Source organism: Enterobacter sp. UPMP2052 (assembly GCF_053709675.1).
This window is the reverse complement of the sequence record NZ_JBSKJR010000001.1, coordinates 2,046,876-2,064,125: the sequence shown is the minus strand read 5'-3', so window position 1 is coordinate 2,064,125 and position 17,250 is coordinate 2,046,876. Positions and strand designations below refer to the sequence as shown.

The 17,250-nt window shown below is 55.6% G+C and carries 15 protein-coding genes and 7 tRNA genes; 2 read left to right on the top strand and 20 right to left on the bottom strand.

The features are described 5' to 3' along the window. Window positions 1-179: 179 nt before the first annotated feature. Window positions 180-662, top strand: coding sequence for a zinc ribbon-containing protein (locus ACWKX3_RS09585; protein ID WP_006177147.1), 483 nt, complete (start codon window positions 180-182; stop codon window positions 660-662). A gap of 52 nt (window positions 663-714) precedes the next feature. Here ACWKX3_RS09585 and rihA read toward each other — a convergent pair whose 3' ends face one another. The 10 genes from rihA to miaB form a co-directional block, all read right to left on the bottom strand. Continuing rightward, complete coding sequence (gene rihA / locus ACWKX3_RS09580) at window positions 715-1,650, bottom strand: pyrimidine-specific ribonucleoside hydrolase RihA (RefSeq protein ID WP_454541641.1); 936 nt, start codon at window positions 1,648-1,650, stop codon at window positions 715-717. Window positions 1,651-1,769: 119 nt separating this feature from the next. Beyond that, window positions 1,770-2,495, bottom strand: a complete 726-nt coding sequence (locus ACWKX3_RS09575) for an amino acid ABC transporter ATP-binding protein (protein WP_006177149.1) — start codon at window positions 2,493-2,495, stop codon at window positions 1,770-1,772. Then, window positions 2,495-3,169, bottom strand: coding sequence for a glutamate/aspartate ABC transporter permease GltK (gene gltK / locus ACWKX3_RS09570; RefSeq protein WP_006177150.1), 675 nt, complete (start codon window positions 3,167-3,169; stop codon window positions 2,495-2,497). Before gltK ends, ACWKX3_RS09575 begins: the two co-directional genes overlap by 1 nt. After that, complete coding sequence (gltJ, locus tag ACWKX3_RS09565) at window positions 3,169-3,909, bottom strand: glutamate/aspartate ABC transporter permease GltJ (RefSeq protein ID WP_058610663.1); 741 nt, start codon at window positions 3,907-3,909, stop codon at window positions 3,169-3,171. The genes gltK and gltJ overlap by 1 nt, the downstream gene beginning before the upstream one ends. Window positions 3,910-4,065: 156 nt before the next feature. After that, window positions 4,066-4,971 (bottom strand): amino acid ABC transporter substrate-binding protein, encoded by a 906-nt coding sequence (locus ACWKX3_RS09560; protein ID WP_042320989.1) that lies wholly within the window; start codon window positions 4,969-4,971, stop codon window positions 4,066-4,068. Window positions 4,972-5,368: 397 nt separating this feature from the next. Further along, window positions 5,369-6,907, bottom strand: coding sequence for an apolipoprotein N-acyltransferase (lnt, locus tag ACWKX3_RS09555; RefSeq protein WP_454541640.1), 1,539 nt, complete (start codon window positions 6,905-6,907; stop codon window positions 5,369-5,371). Window positions 6,908-6,912: 5 nt separating this feature from the next. After that, window positions 6,913-7,791 carry a CNNM family magnesium/cobalt transport protein CorC gene (gene corC, locus ACWKX3_RS09550; protein WP_006177155.1) on the bottom strand — a complete coding sequence of 293 codons (879 nt, stop codon included), beginning with the start codon at window positions 7,789-7,791 and terminating at the stop codon, window positions 6,913-6,915. 89 nt (window positions 7,792-7,880) lie between these two features. Beyond that, window positions 7,881-8,348, bottom strand: a complete 468-nt coding sequence (gene ybeY / locus ACWKX3_RS09545) for an rRNA maturation RNase YbeY (protein WP_454541639.1) — start codon at window positions 8,346-8,348, stop codon at window positions 7,881-7,883. Next, window positions 8,345-9,391, bottom strand: coding sequence for a PhoH family protein (locus tag ACWKX3_RS09540; RefSeq protein ID WP_058610666.1), 1,047 nt, complete (start codon window positions 9,389-9,391; stop codon window positions 8,345-8,347). Before ACWKX3_RS09540 ends, ybeY begins: the two co-directional genes overlap by 4 nt. 171 nt (window positions 9,392-9,562) lie before the next feature. Next, window positions 9,563-10,987 (bottom strand): tRNA (N6-isopentenyl adenosine(37)-C2)-methylthiotransferase MiaB, encoded by a 1,425-nt coding sequence (miaB, locus tag ACWKX3_RS09535; RefSeq protein ID WP_006177158.1) that lies wholly within the window; start codon window positions 10,985-10,987, stop codon window positions 9,563-9,565. A 135-nt stretch (window positions 10,988-11,122) separates the two neighbouring features. On the opposite strand from miaB, the gene ubiF reads away from it, so the two are divergent. Next, window positions 11,123-12,298 (top strand): 3-demethoxyubiquinol 3-hydroxylase, encoded by a 1,176-nt coding sequence (gene ubiF, locus ACWKX3_RS09530; protein ID WP_454541638.1) that lies wholly within the window; start codon window positions 11,123-11,125, stop codon window positions 12,296-12,298. Between the two features lie 91 nt (window positions 12,299-12,389). Here ubiF and ACWKX3_RS09525 read toward each other — a convergent pair. The 10 genes from ACWKX3_RS09525 to nagC form a co-directional block, all read right to left on the bottom strand. Continuing rightward, window positions 12,390-12,464: transfer RNA gene (locus ACWKX3_RS09525), tRNA-Gln, on the bottom strand. A gap of 36 nt (window positions 12,465-12,500) precedes the next feature. Continuing rightward, window positions 12,501-12,575: transfer RNA gene (locus ACWKX3_RS09520), tRNA-Gln, on the bottom strand. Window positions 12,576-12,619: 44 nt separating this feature from the next. Further along, window positions 12,620-12,696: transfer RNA gene (locus tag ACWKX3_RS09515), tRNA-Met, on the bottom strand. Window positions 12,697-12,713: 17 nt separating this feature from the next. Then, a tRNA-Gln gene (locus ACWKX3_RS09510) sits at window positions 12,714-12,788 on the bottom strand. Window positions 12,789-12,821: 33 nt separating this feature from the next. Further along, a tRNA-Gln gene (locus ACWKX3_RS09505) sits at window positions 12,822-12,896 on the bottom strand. Between the two features lie 23 nt (window positions 12,897-12,919). Then, window positions 12,920-13,004 (bottom strand) — tRNA-Leu (locus ACWKX3_RS09500). Window positions 13,005-13,013: 9 nt separating this feature from the next. Continuing rightward, window positions 13,014-13,090 (bottom strand) — tRNA-Met (locus tag ACWKX3_RS09495). A 223-nt stretch (window positions 13,091-13,313) separates the two neighbouring features. After that, window positions 13,314-14,978, bottom strand: a complete 1,665-nt coding sequence (gene asnB, locus ACWKX3_RS09490) for an asparagine synthase B (protein ID WP_137271781.1) — start codon at window positions 14,976-14,978, stop codon at window positions 13,314-13,316. A 249-nt stretch (window positions 14,979-15,227) separates the two neighbouring features. Further along, window positions 15,228-15,980, bottom strand: a complete 753-nt coding sequence (nagD, locus tag ACWKX3_RS09485; RefSeq protein ID WP_006177161.1) for a ribonucleotide monophosphatase NagD — start codon at window positions 15,978-15,980, stop codon at window positions 15,228-15,230. Between the two features lie 46 nt (window positions 15,981-16,026). Then, a complete protein-coding gene (nagC, locus tag ACWKX3_RS09480) occupies window positions 16,027-17,247 on the bottom strand; it encodes a DNA-binding transcriptional regulator NagC (RefSeq protein WP_006177162.1) in 1,221 nt (406 codons plus the stop codon). Between the last annotated feature and the right edge of the window lie 3 nt (window positions 17,248-17,250).

Genomic DNA, 17,250 nt, shown 5'->3' with positions numbered 1-17,250 from the left:
ATGTAGCCAATGGATGTGGTAATTCAGATCCGCATAGCATAGCCCAAACGCCCGCGTCAAAACAGCCTTTCGCACAAATGCACTTTGCAGGAATTTACCGGGTCTGTGGCGCGCCTGACAAAGCGGCGGCGAAATAAGGTCTATTATTAGAGTTAGTTACTTACCCGGGAGGCAAAAGGATGAACAAGGTTGCTCAATTTTACCGCGAACTGGTGGCAACACTGACGGAGCGGCTGCGTAATGGCGAGCGTGATATCGATGCGCTGGTCGAACAGGCGCGCGCAAAGGTGACGCAAACGGGTGAGCTAACGCGAACCGAAGTTGAAGAGGTGACTCGCGCAGTGCGCCGCGATCTGGAAGAGTTTGCGCGCAGCTACGAAGAGAGCCAGGACGAGGTGGTCGACAGCGTCTTTATGCGGGTGATCAAAGAGAGCCTGTGGCAGGAACTGGCGGACATCACCGATAAAACCCAGCTGGAGTGGCGCGAGGTATTTCAGGATCTCAACCACCACGGCGTGTACCACAGCGGTGAAGTGGTGGGGTTGGGCAATCTGGTCTGCGAGAAGTGCCATCATCACATTGCGGTCTATACCCCCGACGTGCTGCCGCTGTGCCCGAAATGCGGGCACGATCAGTTTCAGCGCCGGCCCTTTGAACCCTAGGTAAAAGCGAAGTTACATTCCCTCTCCCTGTGGGAGAGGGAGAATCGCGGGCCTACCTGTAATAAGCCAGTCTCTCTGTCAGCAAATCCACAAACGCTTCCCGGTCGATATCCACCATCACCGTCGTATTTGGCGCATTTCCCGTCAGCGAATAGTAGTCCACCACCGTCATCCCCTGCGTGTATTTCCCCTGCGTCTCCACGCCGACCCAGCGGTCCACCGTGGTAAACATCTCCGGCTTCAGCAGCCAGGCGATGGTACAAGGGTCGTGCAGCGGCGCGCCGCTAAAGCCCCATTTTTCGGCTTTGTGATACTCCATAAAGAAGTCGAGCAGCTCCGCCACCGTCGTCGCAACCGGGTTCCCCACAGAACGGAACCGTTCGATGTCCTGGGCCATAGTTTGCGCCCGGTGAGTCACGTCAAGCCCCGCCATGACGATCGGCAGGCCAGACTGGAAGACAATCTCCGCAGCTTCCGGATCAACAAAGATGTTGAATTCGGCCGCAGGCGTCCAGTTTCCCAGCCCCATCGCGCCGCCCATGATTACGATTTGTGCAATGTTGCGGTGCAGCTCAGGGTGGCTGTTGAGCAGCAGTGCGACGTTGGTCTGCGGACCGGTTGCCACCAGCGTCACGGGCTCTGCGCTTTCACGCAGTACCTTCGCCATCAGCTCAACGGCGGTGCAGGGTTGCGGCGCGAATGCTGGCTCTGGTAATGCCGGGCCGTCCAGCCCGCTTTCGCCGTGAACGTTGTCGGCAATGATCAGTTCGCGCATCAGCGGTTTTAGCGCGCCGCCAGCGACCGGGATATCGGTGCGCTTTAACAGCGTCAGCATCCGCAGGACGTTGCGCAGGGTTTTCTCTGGCGTCTGGTTCCCCGCAGACGAGGTGACGGCTTTGACGTCAAGCTCGGGGGAGGCGAGGGCAAGGACGAGGGCGATCGCGTCATCATGACCCGGATCGCAATCGAGAATAATGGGCTGTGCCATAGGGTTCTCCATTACTGGCGTTATTGTGTGACAAGGTTAACGCTGCACTGTCGCGCCGACGAGAAGAAGAGAGGCAAAGCGTGAAGCGGAGCGCAATCCGCAGATTGCGCTCCGGAAAATTAATGCAGGATTTTGGCGAGGAAGTCTTTTGCGCGTTCGGATTTCGGATCAGCGAAGAATGCCTCTTTCGGGGAGTCTTCCACGATTTTGCCTTCGTCCATGAAGATCACGCGGTTAGCCACTTTGCGGGCGAAGCCCATTTCATGGGTAACAACCATCATGGTCATCCCTTCGTGCGCCAGTTCGACCATCACGTCCAGCACTTCGTTGATCATCTCCGGATCGAGCGCGGAAGTCGGTTCATCGAACAGCATCGCCACCGGGTCCATGCACAATGCACGGGCGATAGCCACGCGCTGCTGCTGTCCGCCGGACAGCTGTGCCGGGAATTTATCGGCATGGGCCGTCAACCCGACGCGTTCCAGTAACTTCAGCCCTTTCTCACGCGCCGCTTTTTTATCACGCTTAAGCACTTTCACCTGCGCCAGGGTCAGGTTCTCAATAATCGAGAGATGCGGGAACAGCTCAAAATGCTGGAACACCATGCCGACGTGAGAACGCAGCTGAGCAAGGTTCGTTTTCTTGTCATTGACCTTCGTGCCGTTGACCACAATTTCACCCTGCTGCACCGGCTCAAGGCCGTTGACGGTTTTAATAAGCGTCGATTTACCGGACCCGGACGGCCCGCACACGACCACCACATCGCCTTTTTTCACTTCGGTGGAGCAGTCGGTCAGCACCTGAAAGTGCCCATACCATTTAGAAACATTTTTCAGGGAAATCATTATACCGTCCTTTTCTTCAGCCAGCTGACCAACAGCGACGCGCTTAAACTAATCACAAAATAGACCCCGCCCGCGAAGAGGACCATCTCAACCTGCGTACCGTCACGTTCGCCGATAGTGGATGCGGTACGGAAGAAGTCCGCCAGGCTCAGAACGTAGACCAGCGACGTATCCTGGAACAGGACGATGCCCTGCGTCAGCAGGAGCGGAACCATGGCGCGAAACGCCTGCGGCAGAATAATCAGCTTCATGGACTGCCAGTGCGTCATGCCCAGCGCCAGCGCCGCGCTGGATTGCCCGCGGGAGATGCTCTGAATACCGGCGCGAATAATCTCGGAGTAGTACGCGGCCTCGAACATGGAGAACGCCACCATGGCGGAGATCAGCCGGATATCGGTTTTTGGCGACAGCCCCAGTACGTTTTGCAGAAAACCGGGAACGATCAGGTAAAACCACAGCAGCACCATCACCAGCGGGATAGAGCGGAAGACGTTAACGTAGGCCGTTGCAAACCAGGCGAGTGGCTTAAAGCTCGACAGGCGCATCACTGCCAGCAGGGTGCCCCAGACAATCCCGACGATAATGGCAATCACGGTGATCTTTAACGTGATCGCCAGGCCATCAAGCAGGTAAGGCAGGGAAGGAACGATAGAACTCCAGTCAAACTCGTACATTATTTACCCCCCAGATTGCCCGGCAGGCGAGTTTTGCGTTCAACCAGGTTCATCACCAGCATGATGAAAGCGTTTATCAGAACATAGGCGAGCGTAATGGCCGTAAAGGATTCCCACGCATGGGCGGAATAATCCAGCAGCTTGCCCGCCTGCGCGGCCATATCCACCAGGCCGATGGTCGAGGCGATGGCCGAGTTTTTCACCAGGTTCATCATCTCTGAGGTCATCGGCGGCACGATGACGCGATAGGCGTTAGGCAGCAACACGTAGCGGTAGGCCTGCGGCAGGGTCAGCCCCATTGCCAGGGCCGCATTCTTTTGCCCGCGTGGCAGCGACTGAATGGCGGCACGCACCTGCTCGCACACGCGCGCAGCGGTAAACAGGCCCAAACACAGCATCGAGGAGACGAAGAACTGCACGTTCGGATCCAGCTCTGCCTTGAACCACATGCCGATGTTTTCCGGCAGCAGTTCCGGGATAACCAGATACCAGGTAAAGAACTGCACAATCAGCGGAACGTTACGGAATAGTTCCACATAGAGCGTGCCAAGAGAAGAGAGGAAACGGTTGGGGACGGTGCGCAGAATACCGAACAGCGAACCGATAAGAAACGCAATGATCCACGCCGTTATCGATAGCGCCACGGTGACCTGAAAGCCGCTCCACAGCCAGCCAAGGTAGGTGGTGTTGCCGAACGGGGCTTGCTGTAGAAAGATGCCCCAGTTCCAGTCAATTGACATAATAAACTCCAGAAAAAAAAGGGTAGCAGCGCTACCCTCGAAGATTGGTGAGAAGCTCATTTTTCGCGCTGAGTGGGGAACGAGCCACTCAGCGTAGAGTCTGTCCATGCTTCCCGACAATCGAGAGGGCAGGAGATCCCGCCCCTGTATTTCTAATTAGTTAAGAGCTTTGTCGTTTGGTGATTTGAACAGCGCTTTCATGTCGTCAGACAGTTCAAAGTTCATGTTCAGGTTTTTCGGTGGGATCGGATTCTTGAACCACTTGTCGAACCATTTTGCCGCTTCGCCGGAGGTCTGCGCCTGCGCGATGGTGTCATCGATCAGCTTTTTGAAGTCCGCATCGTCTTTACGCAGCATACAGCCGTAGGCTTCTTTAGACTGCGCGGTACCGACGATCTCCCAGTTGTCTGGTTTCTTCGCCTTCGCACGTTCACCCGCCAGCAGAGCGTCATCCATCATAAACGCGACGGCACGACCGCTTTCCAGCGTACGGAAGGAGTCGCCGTGGTCTTTCGCGCTGATGATGCGCATATCCATTTTCTTGTCGTCATTCAGCTTGTGGAGCAGCACTTCTGAAGTGGTACCGGAGGTCACGACAACCGCTTTACCTTTCAGATCCGCGAAATCTTTAATGTCGCCGCCTTTCTTGGTCAGCAGACGAGTGCCCACGACGAAGATGGTATCGGAGAAGGCGGCCTGTTTCTGGCGTTCCAGGTTGTTGGTGGTGGAGCCGCATTCAAAATCAAAGGTGCCGTTTTGCAGCAGTGGGATACGGTTCTGCGAGGTGATTGGAATCAGCTTCACCTGCAGGTCTGGTTTGTTCAGCTTTTTCTTCACAGCTTCAACGATGGCGTTGGAGTAGTCCTGTGAATAGCCCACGACTTTTTGCGTGTTATCGTAGTAAGAGAACGGGACGGAAGATTCACGGTGGCCGACCACGATCACGCCGTTTTTGGCAATCTTGGCGAGGGTGCTTCCGGCAGCCGGCGCGTCTTCAGCGTGAACGACGCCTGCGGACATTCCCATAACCAGCATTGCTGTGGCCAGTTTACGTAATTGCATACCCAACTCCTTTCTTATCAGCGCCAGTGACGCATTGATACCCATTGTGATGTTGTTATATCTCGCGCAACGCGAGTGCAGTGTTATGCAAGCTTGTTAACATTTAGTTTGGCTTAATGTAAAGATTTTGCTGCGTTATTGTTTATTTTTGCGAAGCGCGCCGCACCATTCAGAGGCAAAAATCTCTCATTGCACCGTTTCGGTGCCAGGGACGCTCAGTGCTGGTGCGGTCAGGTGCACGTTAAGCCAGATTGCGTTTGCGTGGAGAAATAAAAGCAATAGACGTGCCAGAATTGGAGTAGTGAGGGGATTGTCGGGTGGCGGCTACGCCTTCAGAAGCGAAATGGAGAAAGTAGGCCGGGTAAGCGTCAGCGCCACCCGGCAGGAAGAATTGAGATTATCGACGACGCTGACGAAGGCCCATCAGCACGGCGCCAAAACCAAACAGCGCGGTCAGGATCCACAGCGGCCAGTTGCCGGTGCGGGCGTATGGCGTCAGGCCGGTGGCTGGCGTCACGGTAGTGGTCAGCACGTCGCGGGTAAACTGCGGGATCATGGCCTGAATGTCCCCCTGCGGACCAATCACGGCGGTAATGCCGTTGTTGGTGCTGCGCAGCAGCGGACGCGCCAGCTCCAGGGAACGCATACGCGCCATCTGGAAGTGCTGCCACGGGCCAATCGACTTACCAAACCACGCATCATTCGAGATGGTCAGCAGATAGTCGGTATCCGGGCGGAAGTTATCGCGTACCTGCTCGCCGAGGATGATCTCATAGCAAATGGCCGCCGTGAGAGCAAAACCGTGCGCGTGCAGCTGCGGCTGAACGTACGGACCGCGGCTGAACGAAGACATCGGCAGATCGAAGAACGGTGCCAGCGGGCGCAGAATTGACTCCAGCGGAACAAATTCGCCAAACGGCACAAGGTGGTTCTTGTTGTAGCGATCGGTCGAGGTGTAGCTGTACTCGCTGTCTTTGCCAAGCGTGATGATGGTGTTGTAGGTGTCATAACGGTTTTGCGTGTTCAGACGCGCGTCTACAATCCCGGTGATCAGCGTACTGCCATGTGCGCGCAGCAGGGCGTCCATCATCTTCAGGAACGGCTGCTGGTTGATTTCCAGATCGGGAATCGCGGATTCCGGCCAGATAATCAGCTGAGATTTACCCATCACCTTTTCGGTAGCACCGGCGTAAATTTTCAGGGTGTTGATCAGCTGATTCTCATCCCACTTCATCGACTGCGGGATATCCCCCTGCACCAGAGAAACCTGCGTCGCGCGCTCGGGCACGAGGTTATACCACTGGATATAGCGCAGCGGGAAAGGCAGGGCGAACAGTACGAAGGCGGCGACCAGCGCTTTCCAGTTGCGGGTTACCAGCGCCAGCACCAGCAGGCCGCTTACCACCATCAGCAGGAAGTTTATCGCCTCAACGCCCATTACCGGTGCCAGCCCTTTTAGCGGGCCGTCGATCTGGCTATAGCCGAACTGCAGCCACGGGAAGCCAGTCAGCACCCAACCGCGCAAGAACTCGGTAATTTGCCAGACAACCGGTGCGGCGATGGCAACGCGCAGCCAGCTCGTTTTCGGCCACAGGCGAGAGAGAATGCCGGCAAACAGGCCGGTATACAGCGAAAGGTAGGCGGCGAGCAGGACCACCAGGAAGACGTTTACCGGGCCCGGCATTCCGCCAAACTGAGCGATGCTGACATACACCCAGTTAATGCCGGAACCGAACAGCCCAAGTCCCCAGAAATAGCCGATAGCAGCGGCCTGCACCGGGCGGCGATTCAGGGTTAACCCCTGTAATCCCATCAGGGAGAGGAGGGCAGCAGGCCAGATGTCGTAAGGAGAAAAAGCCAGCGTACCGCTGGCTCCGAGCAACAGCGCCAGCAGCAAACGGACGCGCTGGCGTTCAAGCAATGGGGCAAATGCCATTTACATTAATCTTCCAGTTTTGGCACCGGTGAGTCGTCCGGCGTTCTGACGTGAACCTGAATAATACGTCGGCTGTCGGCCATGGCGACTTTGAATTGGTAACCGTCGATGTCAACGGTCTCGCCGCGCGCCGGAAGATGACCAAAGGCCTGCATCACCAGCCCGCCTATGGTGTCCACCTCTTCATCGCTGAAGTGCGTGCCGAATGCGTCGTTGAAGTCCTCAATCGAGGCCAGCGCGCGCACCGTCCAGGTGTGGCGGCTGAGCTGACGGAAGTCGATATCTTCTTCTTCGTCATACTCGTCTTCGATTTCGCCCACGATAAGCTCAAGAATATCTTCGATCGTGACCAGACCGGACACGCCGCCAAACTCATCAATCACAATCGCCATGTGGTAACGCTGAGAGCGAAACTCTTTCAGCATCCGATCCACACGTTTACTTTCCGGCACAACCACGGCCTGGCGTAACACTTTTTCCATGCTGAAGGCTTCGGCATCGCTGCGCATAAACGGCAGCAGATCTTTCGCCATCAGGATCCCTTCGATGTGATCTTTATCTTCGCTGATGACCGGGAAACGCGAGTGGGCAGATTCGATGATCACATCGAGGCACTCGTCCAGCGTCTGGTTGCGTTTCAGGGTGATCATCTGCGAGCGGGGGATCATGATATCGCGGACGCGCTGGTCGGCAATGTCCATGACGCCTTCGAGCATTTCGCGCGTATCGTCGTCGATAAGGTCGTTTTGCCCGGAATCACGGATCAGCTCCAGCAGTTCATCACGGTTTTTTGGTTCACCGTGGAAAAGCTGGCTCAGGATGAGGGAGAAAAATCCCTTTTTAGTGTTGGTGTTGTCGCTACTGTGTGAATTGTCGTCGCTCATGGCGTTTGTTAAGGGTTCTCTTGTTAGTTCAACGTTTACCGCCGCGCTATATCCCTGCGCGGCAGCATGTGAGTCGGTCAATGGACTGACTATTCTTTCTCGGCAATGTACGGATCCTCATAGCCCAGAGCAAGCATTATCTCTGTCTCGAGGGACTCCATCTCTTCCGCTTCGTCATCGTCGATGTGGTCGTAGCCCAGCAGATGCAGGCTGCCGTGCACCACCATATGCGCCCAGTGGGCGTCGAGCGACTTCTGCTGCTCTTTCGCTTCCTGCTCAACCACCTGACGGCAGATGATCAGATCGCCCAGCAGCGGCATTTCCATGCCCGGTGGCGCTTCAAACGGGAAAGAGAGTACGTTGGTCGGCTTATCTTTCCCACGGTAGGTCAGGTTAAGTTCGTGGCTTTCCGCTTCGTCCACCAGGCGAATCGTGACTTCTGATTCCTCCTGAAACTGGGGGATAACGGCGTCCAGCCACGTCTGAAACTGTGCCTCATCTGGCATGCCGGAATTATTTTCACAGGCCAGCTGTAAATCGAGGATCACCTGACTCATTTATGTTCTTGCTCCTGCGCGTCGCGCTTACGTTCTGCGGCCAGTTCGGCCCTGCGCTTCTGATCGGCCTCTTCCCAGGCCTCATAAGCGTTTACAATGCGTGCCACGACAGGGTGGCGCACAACATCTTCACTGTGGAAGAAGTTAAAGCTGATTTCATCGACCTCTGCCAGCACTTCAATTGCGTGGCGCAGGCCAGATTTGGTGCTGCGCGGCAGGTCAATCTGCGTGACGTCACCGGTAATCACCGCTTTTGAGTTGAAGCCGATACGCGTCAGGAACATCTTCATCTGTTCGATGGTGGTGTTCTGGCTTTCATCAAGAATGATGAACGCATCGTTGAGCGTACGGCCACGCATGTAGGCCAGGGGCGCCACTTCAATCACGTTGCGCTCAATGAGCTTTTCGACTTTCTCAAAGCCCAGCATTTCGAACAGCGCGTCGTACAGCGGGCGCAGATACGGGTCAACCTTCTGGCTCAAATCGCCCGGCAGGAAGCCCAGCTTTTCACCCGCTTCCACGGCAGGGCGCGTCAGCAGAATGCGGCGAACGTCCTGGCGCTCCAGGGCATCCACCGCCGCGGCGACGGCAAGATAGGTTTTACCCGTACCCGCCGGGCCGACGCCGAAAGTAATATCATGGTCGAGGATATTGGCGATGTACTGCGCCTGGTTCGGCGTGCGTGGTTTGATGACGCCGCGCTTGGTCTTGATGTTGATCGCCTTGCCGTAGTCCGGCACGCTTTCCGCGCTTTGTTCAAGCACGCGCGCCTCTTTGATGGCGAGGTGGATCTGTTCCGGTTCGATATCCTGCGTTTCGCCGCGCATCGGGGCGGTATCAACATACAGACTACGCAGAATATCCGCCGCCGCGTTAACGCAGATGGGGCGGCCGGTGAGTTTGAAATGATTATCGCGACGATTGATTTCGATACCCAGACGTCGCTCCAGTTGTTTGATGTTGTCATCAAACGGCCCGCACAGGCTCAGCAGGCGAGCGTTGTCTGCGGGCTCAAGGCTAATTTCACGCGTGTCTATATTCAAACCGTTCCTCTTTGATTGTTCAGAAGGCCCGTTAGCTCATCACCGAGGGGCATCATAAAACCGTCATTAATGAAATTATTCACGCCATAGAATGAAGGCGCAAGCATTGCTATGCATATTGGGGGTGAAGAAAGGAATTACAAGGCCTGCCGGAAAGGCAGGCCAGAAGGATTAGGGCTGGTAAATGCCCACGCCAGAATCGTTTACTTTGCGGGTACGCGAGATAACAGACTCAGGCGTCTCGGCAATGCGCAGACCCATTTCGTCCTCGGTACGCACCACCTTCGCACGCAGGGAGTTTGTCAGCACGTCGACAATTTCGACATCCACAAATTTACCGATCATGTCCGGCGTGCCTTCAAAGTTCACCACGCGGTTATTTTCGGTACGACCGGACAGCTCCATGATGCTCTTGCGCGAGGTGCCTTCCACCAGAATACGCTGAACGGTGCCGAGCATACGACGGCTCCAGGCGTTGGCCTGCTGGTTGATACGCTCCTGCAGAATGTACAGACGCTGTTTTTTCTCTTCTTCCGGCACATCGTCAACCATATCGGCTGCAGGCGTGCCAGGACGCGCGGAGAAGATGAAGCTGTAGCTGACGTCAAAATTCACTTCGCCGATGAGCTTCATGGTGCGCTCGAAATCATCAGCCGTTTCGCCAGGGAAGCCAACAATAAAGTCGGAGCTGATCTGAATATCCGGGCGCGCTTCGCGCAGCTTACGGATGGTGGATTTGTACTCCAGCACCGTATGCGGACGGCCCATCAGGTTCAGCACGCGGTCAGAGCCACACTGAATCGGCAGGTGCAGGAAGCTCACCAGCTCCGGCGTATCGCGATAGACATCAATGATGTCATCGGTAAATTCCATCGGATGGCTGGTGGTAAAGCGAATACGGTCGATGCCGTCAATCGCGGCCACCAGACGCAGCAGTTCAGCAAAGCTGCCGGTGGTGCCGTCGTAGTTCTCACCGCGCCAGGCGTTAACGTTCTGGCCCAGCAGGTTGACTTCGCGTACACCCTGGGCGGCAAGCTGCGCGATTTCAAATAAGATATCGTCTGCCGGGCGGCTGACCTCTTCACCGCGCGTATAAGGCACCACGCAGTAAGTACAGTATTTGTTGCAACCTTCCATGATAGAGACGAAAGCGGTCGGGCCATCCGCGCGCGGCTCTGGCAGACGGTCAAATTTCTCGATCTCCGGGAAGCTCACGTCGACAACCGGGCTACGATTGCCGCGAACCTGGTTGATCATCTCTGGCAGGCGGTGCAGGGTCTGAGGGCCAAAGACGATATCCACATAAGGGGCTCTCTGGCGGATCAGCTTACCTTCCTGCGAGGCTACGCAGCCACCGACGCCGATGATCAGGTCCGGATTTTTTCGTTTGAGAAGTTTCCAGCGGCCTAATACGTGAAAGACTTTCTCCTGCGCTTTTTCACGAATTGAACAGGTGTTAAGCAGCAACACGTCGGCTTCTTTCGGATTTTCAGTCAGCTGGTATCCGTGGGTGGTATCCAGCAGATCGGCCATCTTCGATGAATCGTATTCGTTCATCTGACAGCCCCAGGTTTTTATATGGAGTTTTTTAGTCATCGACTTGCTCAGCTCAGGATTGCAAGCCGCGTATTGTAATGCTTTGGTGCGGTTGTGACCAGTATGAAGGTTGTCACCCTCACGCGCCCAAAAATCCGGTAAACTTAAGGTATTCTCCAATAAGGACAATTGACCATGACACTCCAACAAACCGAAGTTGCCGTTGTCGGCGGCGGTATGGTCGGCGCCGCGCTGGCGCTGGGGCTGGCGCAGCAGGGATTTGAGGTAACGGTAATCGAGCAGGCTGCGCCTCCGGCATTTGACCCGACCGCCAAACCGGACGTGCGCATTTCAGCCATCAGCGCCGCGTCCGTTGACCTGCTTCGCGGGCTGGGCGTGTGGGATGCCGTGCTGGCGATGCGCGCCCATCCGTATAACCGACTGGAAACCTGGGAGTGGGAAAATGCCCATGTGACATTTGACGCCGCCGAGCTGAAGCTGCCGCGCCTGGGGTATATGGTGGAAAACAGTGTGCTCCAGCAGGCACTCTGGCAGGCGCTGGAGGGGCACCCTAATGTGACGCTGCGTTTGCCCGCCTCTCTCAAGGCGCTACGCCGCCACGATAGCGGCTATGTGCTGACCCTGAATAATGATGACGAGCTGGCCGTGAAGCTGGTGGTCGGCGCAGACGGTGCGAATTCGCAGGTCCGGCAGATGGCGGGGATCGGGATCCATGCCTGGCAATACCCGCAGTCCTGCATGTTGATCACCGTTCAGTCAGAGAATGCACCCGGCGAGAGCACCTGGCAGCACTTTACCCCGAATGGCCCCCATGCGTTCTTGCCCCTGTTCGATAACTGGGCATCGCTGGTGTGGTACGACAAACCGGCGCGCATTCGCCAGCTTCAGGGGCTTTCGATGGAGCAGTTGCAGCGTGAAATCAAGCAACACTTCCCGAGTCGTCTGGGCAACGTGACGCCGGTTGCCGCGGGGGCCTTCCCGCTCACGCGCCGCCATGCGTTGCAGTATGCCCTCGAAGGGCTGGCGCTGGTGGGCGATGCGGCCCACACCATTCATCCGCTGGCGGGGCAGGGTGTGAATCTCGGCTACCGCGACGTGGATGCCCTGCTGGACGTGCTGGGCAATGCCCGCGCGCATGCTGAACCCTGGTCGGGTCTGCAGGTACTGAAGCGCTACCAGATGCGACGGATGGCGGATAACTTTATCATGCAGTCGGGGATGGAACTGTTCTATGCCGGTTTCAGCAATGAGCTGGGACCGGTGCGTATTTTGCGCAATATTGGATTGATGGCCGCGGAGCGTGCCGGTGGGCTGAAACGTCAGGCCCTGAAATATGCCCTGGGACTGTAATCTTTTTTCCCTCTCCCCGTGGGAGAGGGCATCAGGCCGTACAGACAACAAAAACAAAAAAGCCCGCAGAGCGGGCTTATTTGTTTTTAAATGGCTGGGGTGCAGGGATTCGAACCCCGGAATGCTGGTATCAGAAACCAGTGCCTTACCGCTTGGCGACACCCCAATTGCGTTAAACATGTTGCTTAACGACTTTTTAAATTGGCTGGGGTACGAGGATTCGAACCTCGGAATGCTGGTATCAGAAACCAGAGCCTTACCGCTTGGCGATACCCCAACAATTTTTTCTAGTCTACCGAATAAATCGACAGATGACTAATATGGTGGCTACGACGGGATTCGAACCTGTGACCCCATCATTATGAGTGATGTGCTCTAACCAACTGAGCTACGTAGCCAGTACTGCAATCTTCGATGGCTGGGGTACCTGGATTCGAACCAGGGAATGCCGGTATCAAAAACCGGTGCCTTACCGCTTGGCGATACCCCAATAACCGCGGAGAACCGCAAAATCGAAGAAATATGGCTGGGGTACCTGGATTCGAACCAGGGAATGCCGGTATCAAAAACCGGTGCCTTACCGCTTGGCGATACCCCATCCGTGCAACGCTTATCTGGAAATGGTGCGGGAGGCGAGACTTGAACTCGCACACCTTGCGGCGCCAGAACCTAAATCTGGTGCGTCTACCAATTTCGCCACTCCCGCAAAAAAAGATGGTGGCTACGACGGGATTCGAACCTGTGACCCCATCATTATGAGTGATGTGCTCTAACCAACTGAGCTACGTAGCCATCTTTTTTTCGCGTTACCTTATCGGCGTTGCGGGGCGCATTATGCGTATAGACCCTTGCAGCGTCAACACCTTTTTCAACGAAAATGTCCTGAATGTGACTGTTTGGTTAGGTTGCGAACAGCGTGGCCGAATAATCGGCAATTATTGGTTATTAATCGTTTTTGTACCGTTAAATTCAGGGCAAAAAAAAGACCCCGCAGGGTCTTTTTTGGTGCAGGGGATCATTTATACGCAGACTGGTGAACGCCTACCGCACGCCCTGACGGATCGTTCATCGATTTGAACGATTCATCCCACTCGATCGCTTTCGCCGACGAGCAGGCCACGGACGGGCCGCCTGGTACGCATTCAGCAGCGCTCGGTACCGGGAACAGCTCTTCGAAGATCTCGCGATACAGATACGCTTCTTTCGAACCCGGCGTGTTGTACGGGAAACGGAAGCTCGCGGTTTCCAGTTGCTGATCGGAAACCTGCTTCGCCGCCACCTCTTTCAGGGTATCGATCCAGCTGTAACCCACGCCATCGGAGAACTGCTCTTTCTGACGCCATGCCACGCTTGCCGGCAGGTAAGATTCAAAACATTCGCGCAGGATATGTTTTTCCATTTTACCGTTGCCGCACATTTTATCCTGCGGGTTGATACGCATCGCGACGTCGAGGAATTTTTTATCGAGGAACGGGACGCGGGCTTCAACGCCCCAGGCCGACATCGCTTTGTTGGCGCGGGCGCAGTCAAACATGTGCAGTGCCTGCAGCTTGCGCACGGTCTCTTCATGCAGCTCTCTGGCGTTTGGCGCTTTGTGGAAGTACAGGTAGCCACCAAACACTTCGTCAGATCCTTCCCCGGACAGCACCATCTTAATGCCCATCGCTTTGATCTTACGGGACATCAGGTACATTGGCGTGGAGGCGCGAATCGTCGTCACATCATAGGTTTCAATGTGATAGATCACATCGCGGATCGCATCCAGACCTTCCTGCACGGTGAAGTGAATTTCGTGGTGGACGGTACCAAGATGATTTGCCACTTCCTGCGCGGCTTTCAGATCCGGTGCCCCTTCCAGGCCGACGGCAAAGGAGTGCAGCTGCGGCCACCAGGCTTCCGAGCGCTCCTGATCCTCGACGCGACGTGCGGCGAACTTCTTGGTGATCGCGGAGATCACGGAGGAGTCCAGCCCGCCGGAAAGCAGTACGCCATACGGCACGTCTGACATCAGGTGGCTTTTCACGGACTCTTCCAGCGCCTGACGGAGCTCGGCTTTATCAGTGACATTGTCTTTAACCGCGTCATAGTCAAACCAGTCGCGATGATAATACGGGCGGATCTCGCCGTCCTGGCTCCACAGGTAGCTGCCCGCCGGGAACTCTTTGATGGTGCGGCAAACCGGCACCAGGGCTTTCATTTCAGAGGCGACATAGAAGTTACCGTGTTCATCGTGCCCCATGTACAGCGGGATAATACCGAGATGGTCACGCCCAATCAGGTAAGCTTCTTTTTCGCTGTCGTACAGCGCAAAGGCAAACATGCCCTGCAGATCGTCGAGGAATTCAGGTCCTTTCTCCTGATACAGCGCCAGGATCACTTCGCAGTCAGAACCGGTCTGGAAGGCGTAGCGGTCGCTATATTCAGCGCGCAGGGCCTGATGGTTGTAGATTTCACCGTTCACCGCCAGCGCGTGCGTTTTTTTCTCGTTATACAGCGGCTGTGCTCCGGCATTGACGTCAACAATGGACAGACGCTCGTGCGCAAGGATGGCTTTATCGCTGGCGTAAACGCCGGACCAATCCGGGCCGCGATGGCGCATCAGGCGGGACAGTTCGAGTGCTTTTTTACGCAGTTCACCCGCGTCAGTTTTAATATCCAGTACGCCAAAAATTGAACACATAACCTTCTCCGTTAACCCTGTTGCATTGTGATGTTGCTTGCTTATGAAAATGCCGCAAAGGGGCAGGGCGCGCAAGAGTTTTGCGGGCTAAAACGCAAATAGTGCAATGACAATTGCAGAATGTTGAAAAACGCGTATCTCAAACGTGCTTTTATTGAGGATTTTTTAATGAATTGTGCTTTTTATTAGGTGGGGTGAGGTTTTCAGGCGCTATAAATGAAAAACCACGCCCTGAGGCGTGGTCCGGCGTCAGATAATGTCGATTTCATTAACCGAAGGGTAAATCCAGCTTGGCCGAAACGGCATACTGTCGATGTCATCAATGGTCGACACGCCGGAAAGCACCAGGATGGTCTCAAGGCCAGCCTGAAAACCGGCCAGGATATCGGTGCGCAGGTTGTCGCCGACGATGACGGTCTCTTCAGAGTGCGCCTGCATGGTGTTCAGCGCCGCGCGGATGATCCACGGGCTAGGTTTGCCAACATAGAACGGTTTACGGCCCGAGATTTTCTCGATACCGGCGCACAGCGCGCCGCAGGCCGGGTAAAACCCACGACCATGCGTATCCGGATTGGTGGCGATAAACCGCGCGCCGTTGGCGACGAAGTAGGAAGCCTTGTGCATCATCTCCCAATTGTAGGAACGGGTTTCACCGACGATCACAAAATCCGGATTCACATCGGTGATGGTAAAGCCCGCCTTGTACAGTTCGTGGATCAACGCCCCTTCGCCCACGACGTAGGCTTTTTTCCCTTCCTGACGCTTCAGAAAATCAGCCGTTGCCATCGCAGAGGTGTAAAACACGCTGTCCGGCACGTTAACGCCCGCGGTAGCAAAGCGGTTCGCCAGGTCCTGACCAGTTTGAGAAGGGTAGTTCGTGAGGAGAACCAGTGGCATTCCTTTGTCGATGATACGGCCAAGAAACTCCGCAGCACCCGGCACGGCAACGTTGTCGTGCATCAGCACGCCGTCAATATCACAAATTACGTTCTTAATGGTCATGGACAATCCGACATCACAAAAGAGAGGGCATTACTATAAGGTCCGATCAGCTTTCCAGCAAATGCTGGAGCAGAATACCGTTGAGCATGGCGCGCTTCACCAGCGCAAACGCGCCGATTGCTGAGCGGTGATCCAGCGTGGAACGCACGACCGGCAGGTTTTGACGAAATGCCTTCAGCGCCTGGGTGTTAATGCAGCCTTCAATCGCGGGCAGCAGCACTTTTTCGGCTTCGACGATTTCACCGGCGATGACCACTTTTTGCGGGTTAAACAGGTTGATGGCAATGGCAATGGTTTTGCCCAGATGACGACCGACCTGCTCAATCACCTCGCAGGCCAGCGCATCGCCTTTATTCGCGGCTTTGCAAATCGCTCCGATTTTACAGTCATCCAGCGTGACGCGGCTTTGATAGCCCTGCTCAAGCAGATGGCGAACGCGGTGTTCAATCGCAGCGTTGGCGGCAACGGTCTCAAGACAGCCAAAGTTACCGCAGTGGCAGCGTTCGCCAAGCGGTTCCACCTGGATATGACCGATTTCACCCACGTTGCCGTTGCGGCCAATAAAGATACGGCCATTGGAAATAATGCCTGCCCCGGTTCCACGGTGAACGCGCACCAGAATAGAGTCTTCGCAGTCCTGACTCGCACCAAAATAGTGCTCTGCCAGCGCCAGAGAACGGATGTCGTGGCCGACAAAGCAGGTCACGTTGAACCGTTTTTCAAGCGCATCGACCAGCCCCCAGTTCTCTACCTGAATGTGCGGCATATACCGGATCACTCCGCTTTCGGGGTCGACGAGGCCGGGTAAAATCACAGAGATGGCAATGAGTTCACGGATCTTGCGCTGGCAGCTTTCCATAAACAGCGCAATGGTGTTCAGCAGCGCATGTTCCAGCGTCTCCTGCGTGCGCTCGGGCAGCGGATAGTGCTCTTCAGCAATCGCTTTGCTGCTCAGATCGTAAAGGGTCAGCGTGGTGTCATGACGGCCAAGACGGACGCCGATGGCCTGAAAGTTGCGGGTTTCGGTGACGATAGAGATAGCGCGGCGCCCCCCGGTGGAGGCCTGCTGATCGACTTCTTTGATCAGACCGCGCTCAATAAGCTGACGCGTGATTTTTGTCACGCTGGCAGGCGCAAGCTGGCTTTGTTCGGCTATCTGAATTCGAGAGATTGGCCCGTGCTGGTCAATCAGGCGATAAACTGCCGCGCTGTTAAGTTGTTTAACGAGATCGACATTACCGATTTGAGCTTGTCCGCCTGTTGTCATACT

Excerpts from the sequence above, each read along its gene's own strand:
- ACWKX3_RS09585 (WP_006177147.1), top strand. The coding sequence starts at position 180 with ATGAACAAGGTTGCTCAATTTTACCGCGAACTGGTGGCAACACTGACG.
- rihA (WP_454541641.1), bottom strand. The coding sequence starts at position 1,650 with ATGGCACAGCCCATTATTCTCGATTGCGATCCGGGTCATGATGACGCG.
- ACWKX3_RS09575 (WP_006177149.1), bottom strand. The coding sequence starts at position 2,495 with ATGATTTCCCTGAAAAATGTTTCTAAATGGTATGGGCACTTTCAGGTG.
- gltK (WP_006177150.1), bottom strand. The coding sequence starts at position 3,169 with ATGTACGAGTTTGACTGGAGTTCTATCGTTCCTTCCCTGCCTTACCTG.
- gltJ (WP_058610663.1), bottom strand. The coding sequence starts at position 3,909 with ATGTCAATTGACTGGAACTGGGGCATCTTTCTACAGCAAGCCCCGTTC.
- ACWKX3_RS09560 (WP_042320989.1), bottom strand. The coding sequence starts at position 4,971 with ATGCAATTACGTAAACTGGCCACAGCAATGCTGGTTATGGGAATGTCC.
- lnt (WP_454541640.1), bottom strand. The coding sequence starts at position 6,907 with ATGGCATTTGCCCCATTGCTTGAACGCCAGCGCGTCCGTTTGCTGCTG.
- corC (WP_006177155.1), bottom strand. The coding sequence starts at position 7,791 with ATGAGCGACGACAATTCACACAGTAGCGACAACACCAACACTAAAAAG.
- ybeY (WP_454541639.1), bottom strand. The coding sequence starts at position 8,348 with ATGAGTCAGGTGATCCTCGATTTACAGCTGGCCTGTGAAAATAATTCC.
- miaB (WP_006177158.1), bottom strand. The coding sequence starts at position 10,987 with ATGACTAAAAAACTCCATATAAAAACCTGGGGCTGTCAGATGAACGAA.
- ubiF (WP_454541638.1), top strand. The coding sequence starts at position 11,123 with ATGACACTCCAACAAACCGAAGTTGCCGTTGTCGGCGGCGGTATGGTC.
- asnB (WP_137271781.1), bottom strand. The coding sequence starts at position 14,978 with ATGTGTTCAATTTTTGGCGTACTGGATATTAAAACTGACGCGGGTGAA.
- nagD (WP_006177161.1), bottom strand. The coding sequence starts at position 15,980 with ATGACCATTAAGAACGTAATTTGTGATATTGACGGCGTGCTGATGCAC.
- nagC (WP_006177162.1), bottom strand. The coding sequence starts at position 17,247 with ATGACAACAGGCGGACAAGCTCAAATCGGTAATGTCGATCTCGTTAAA.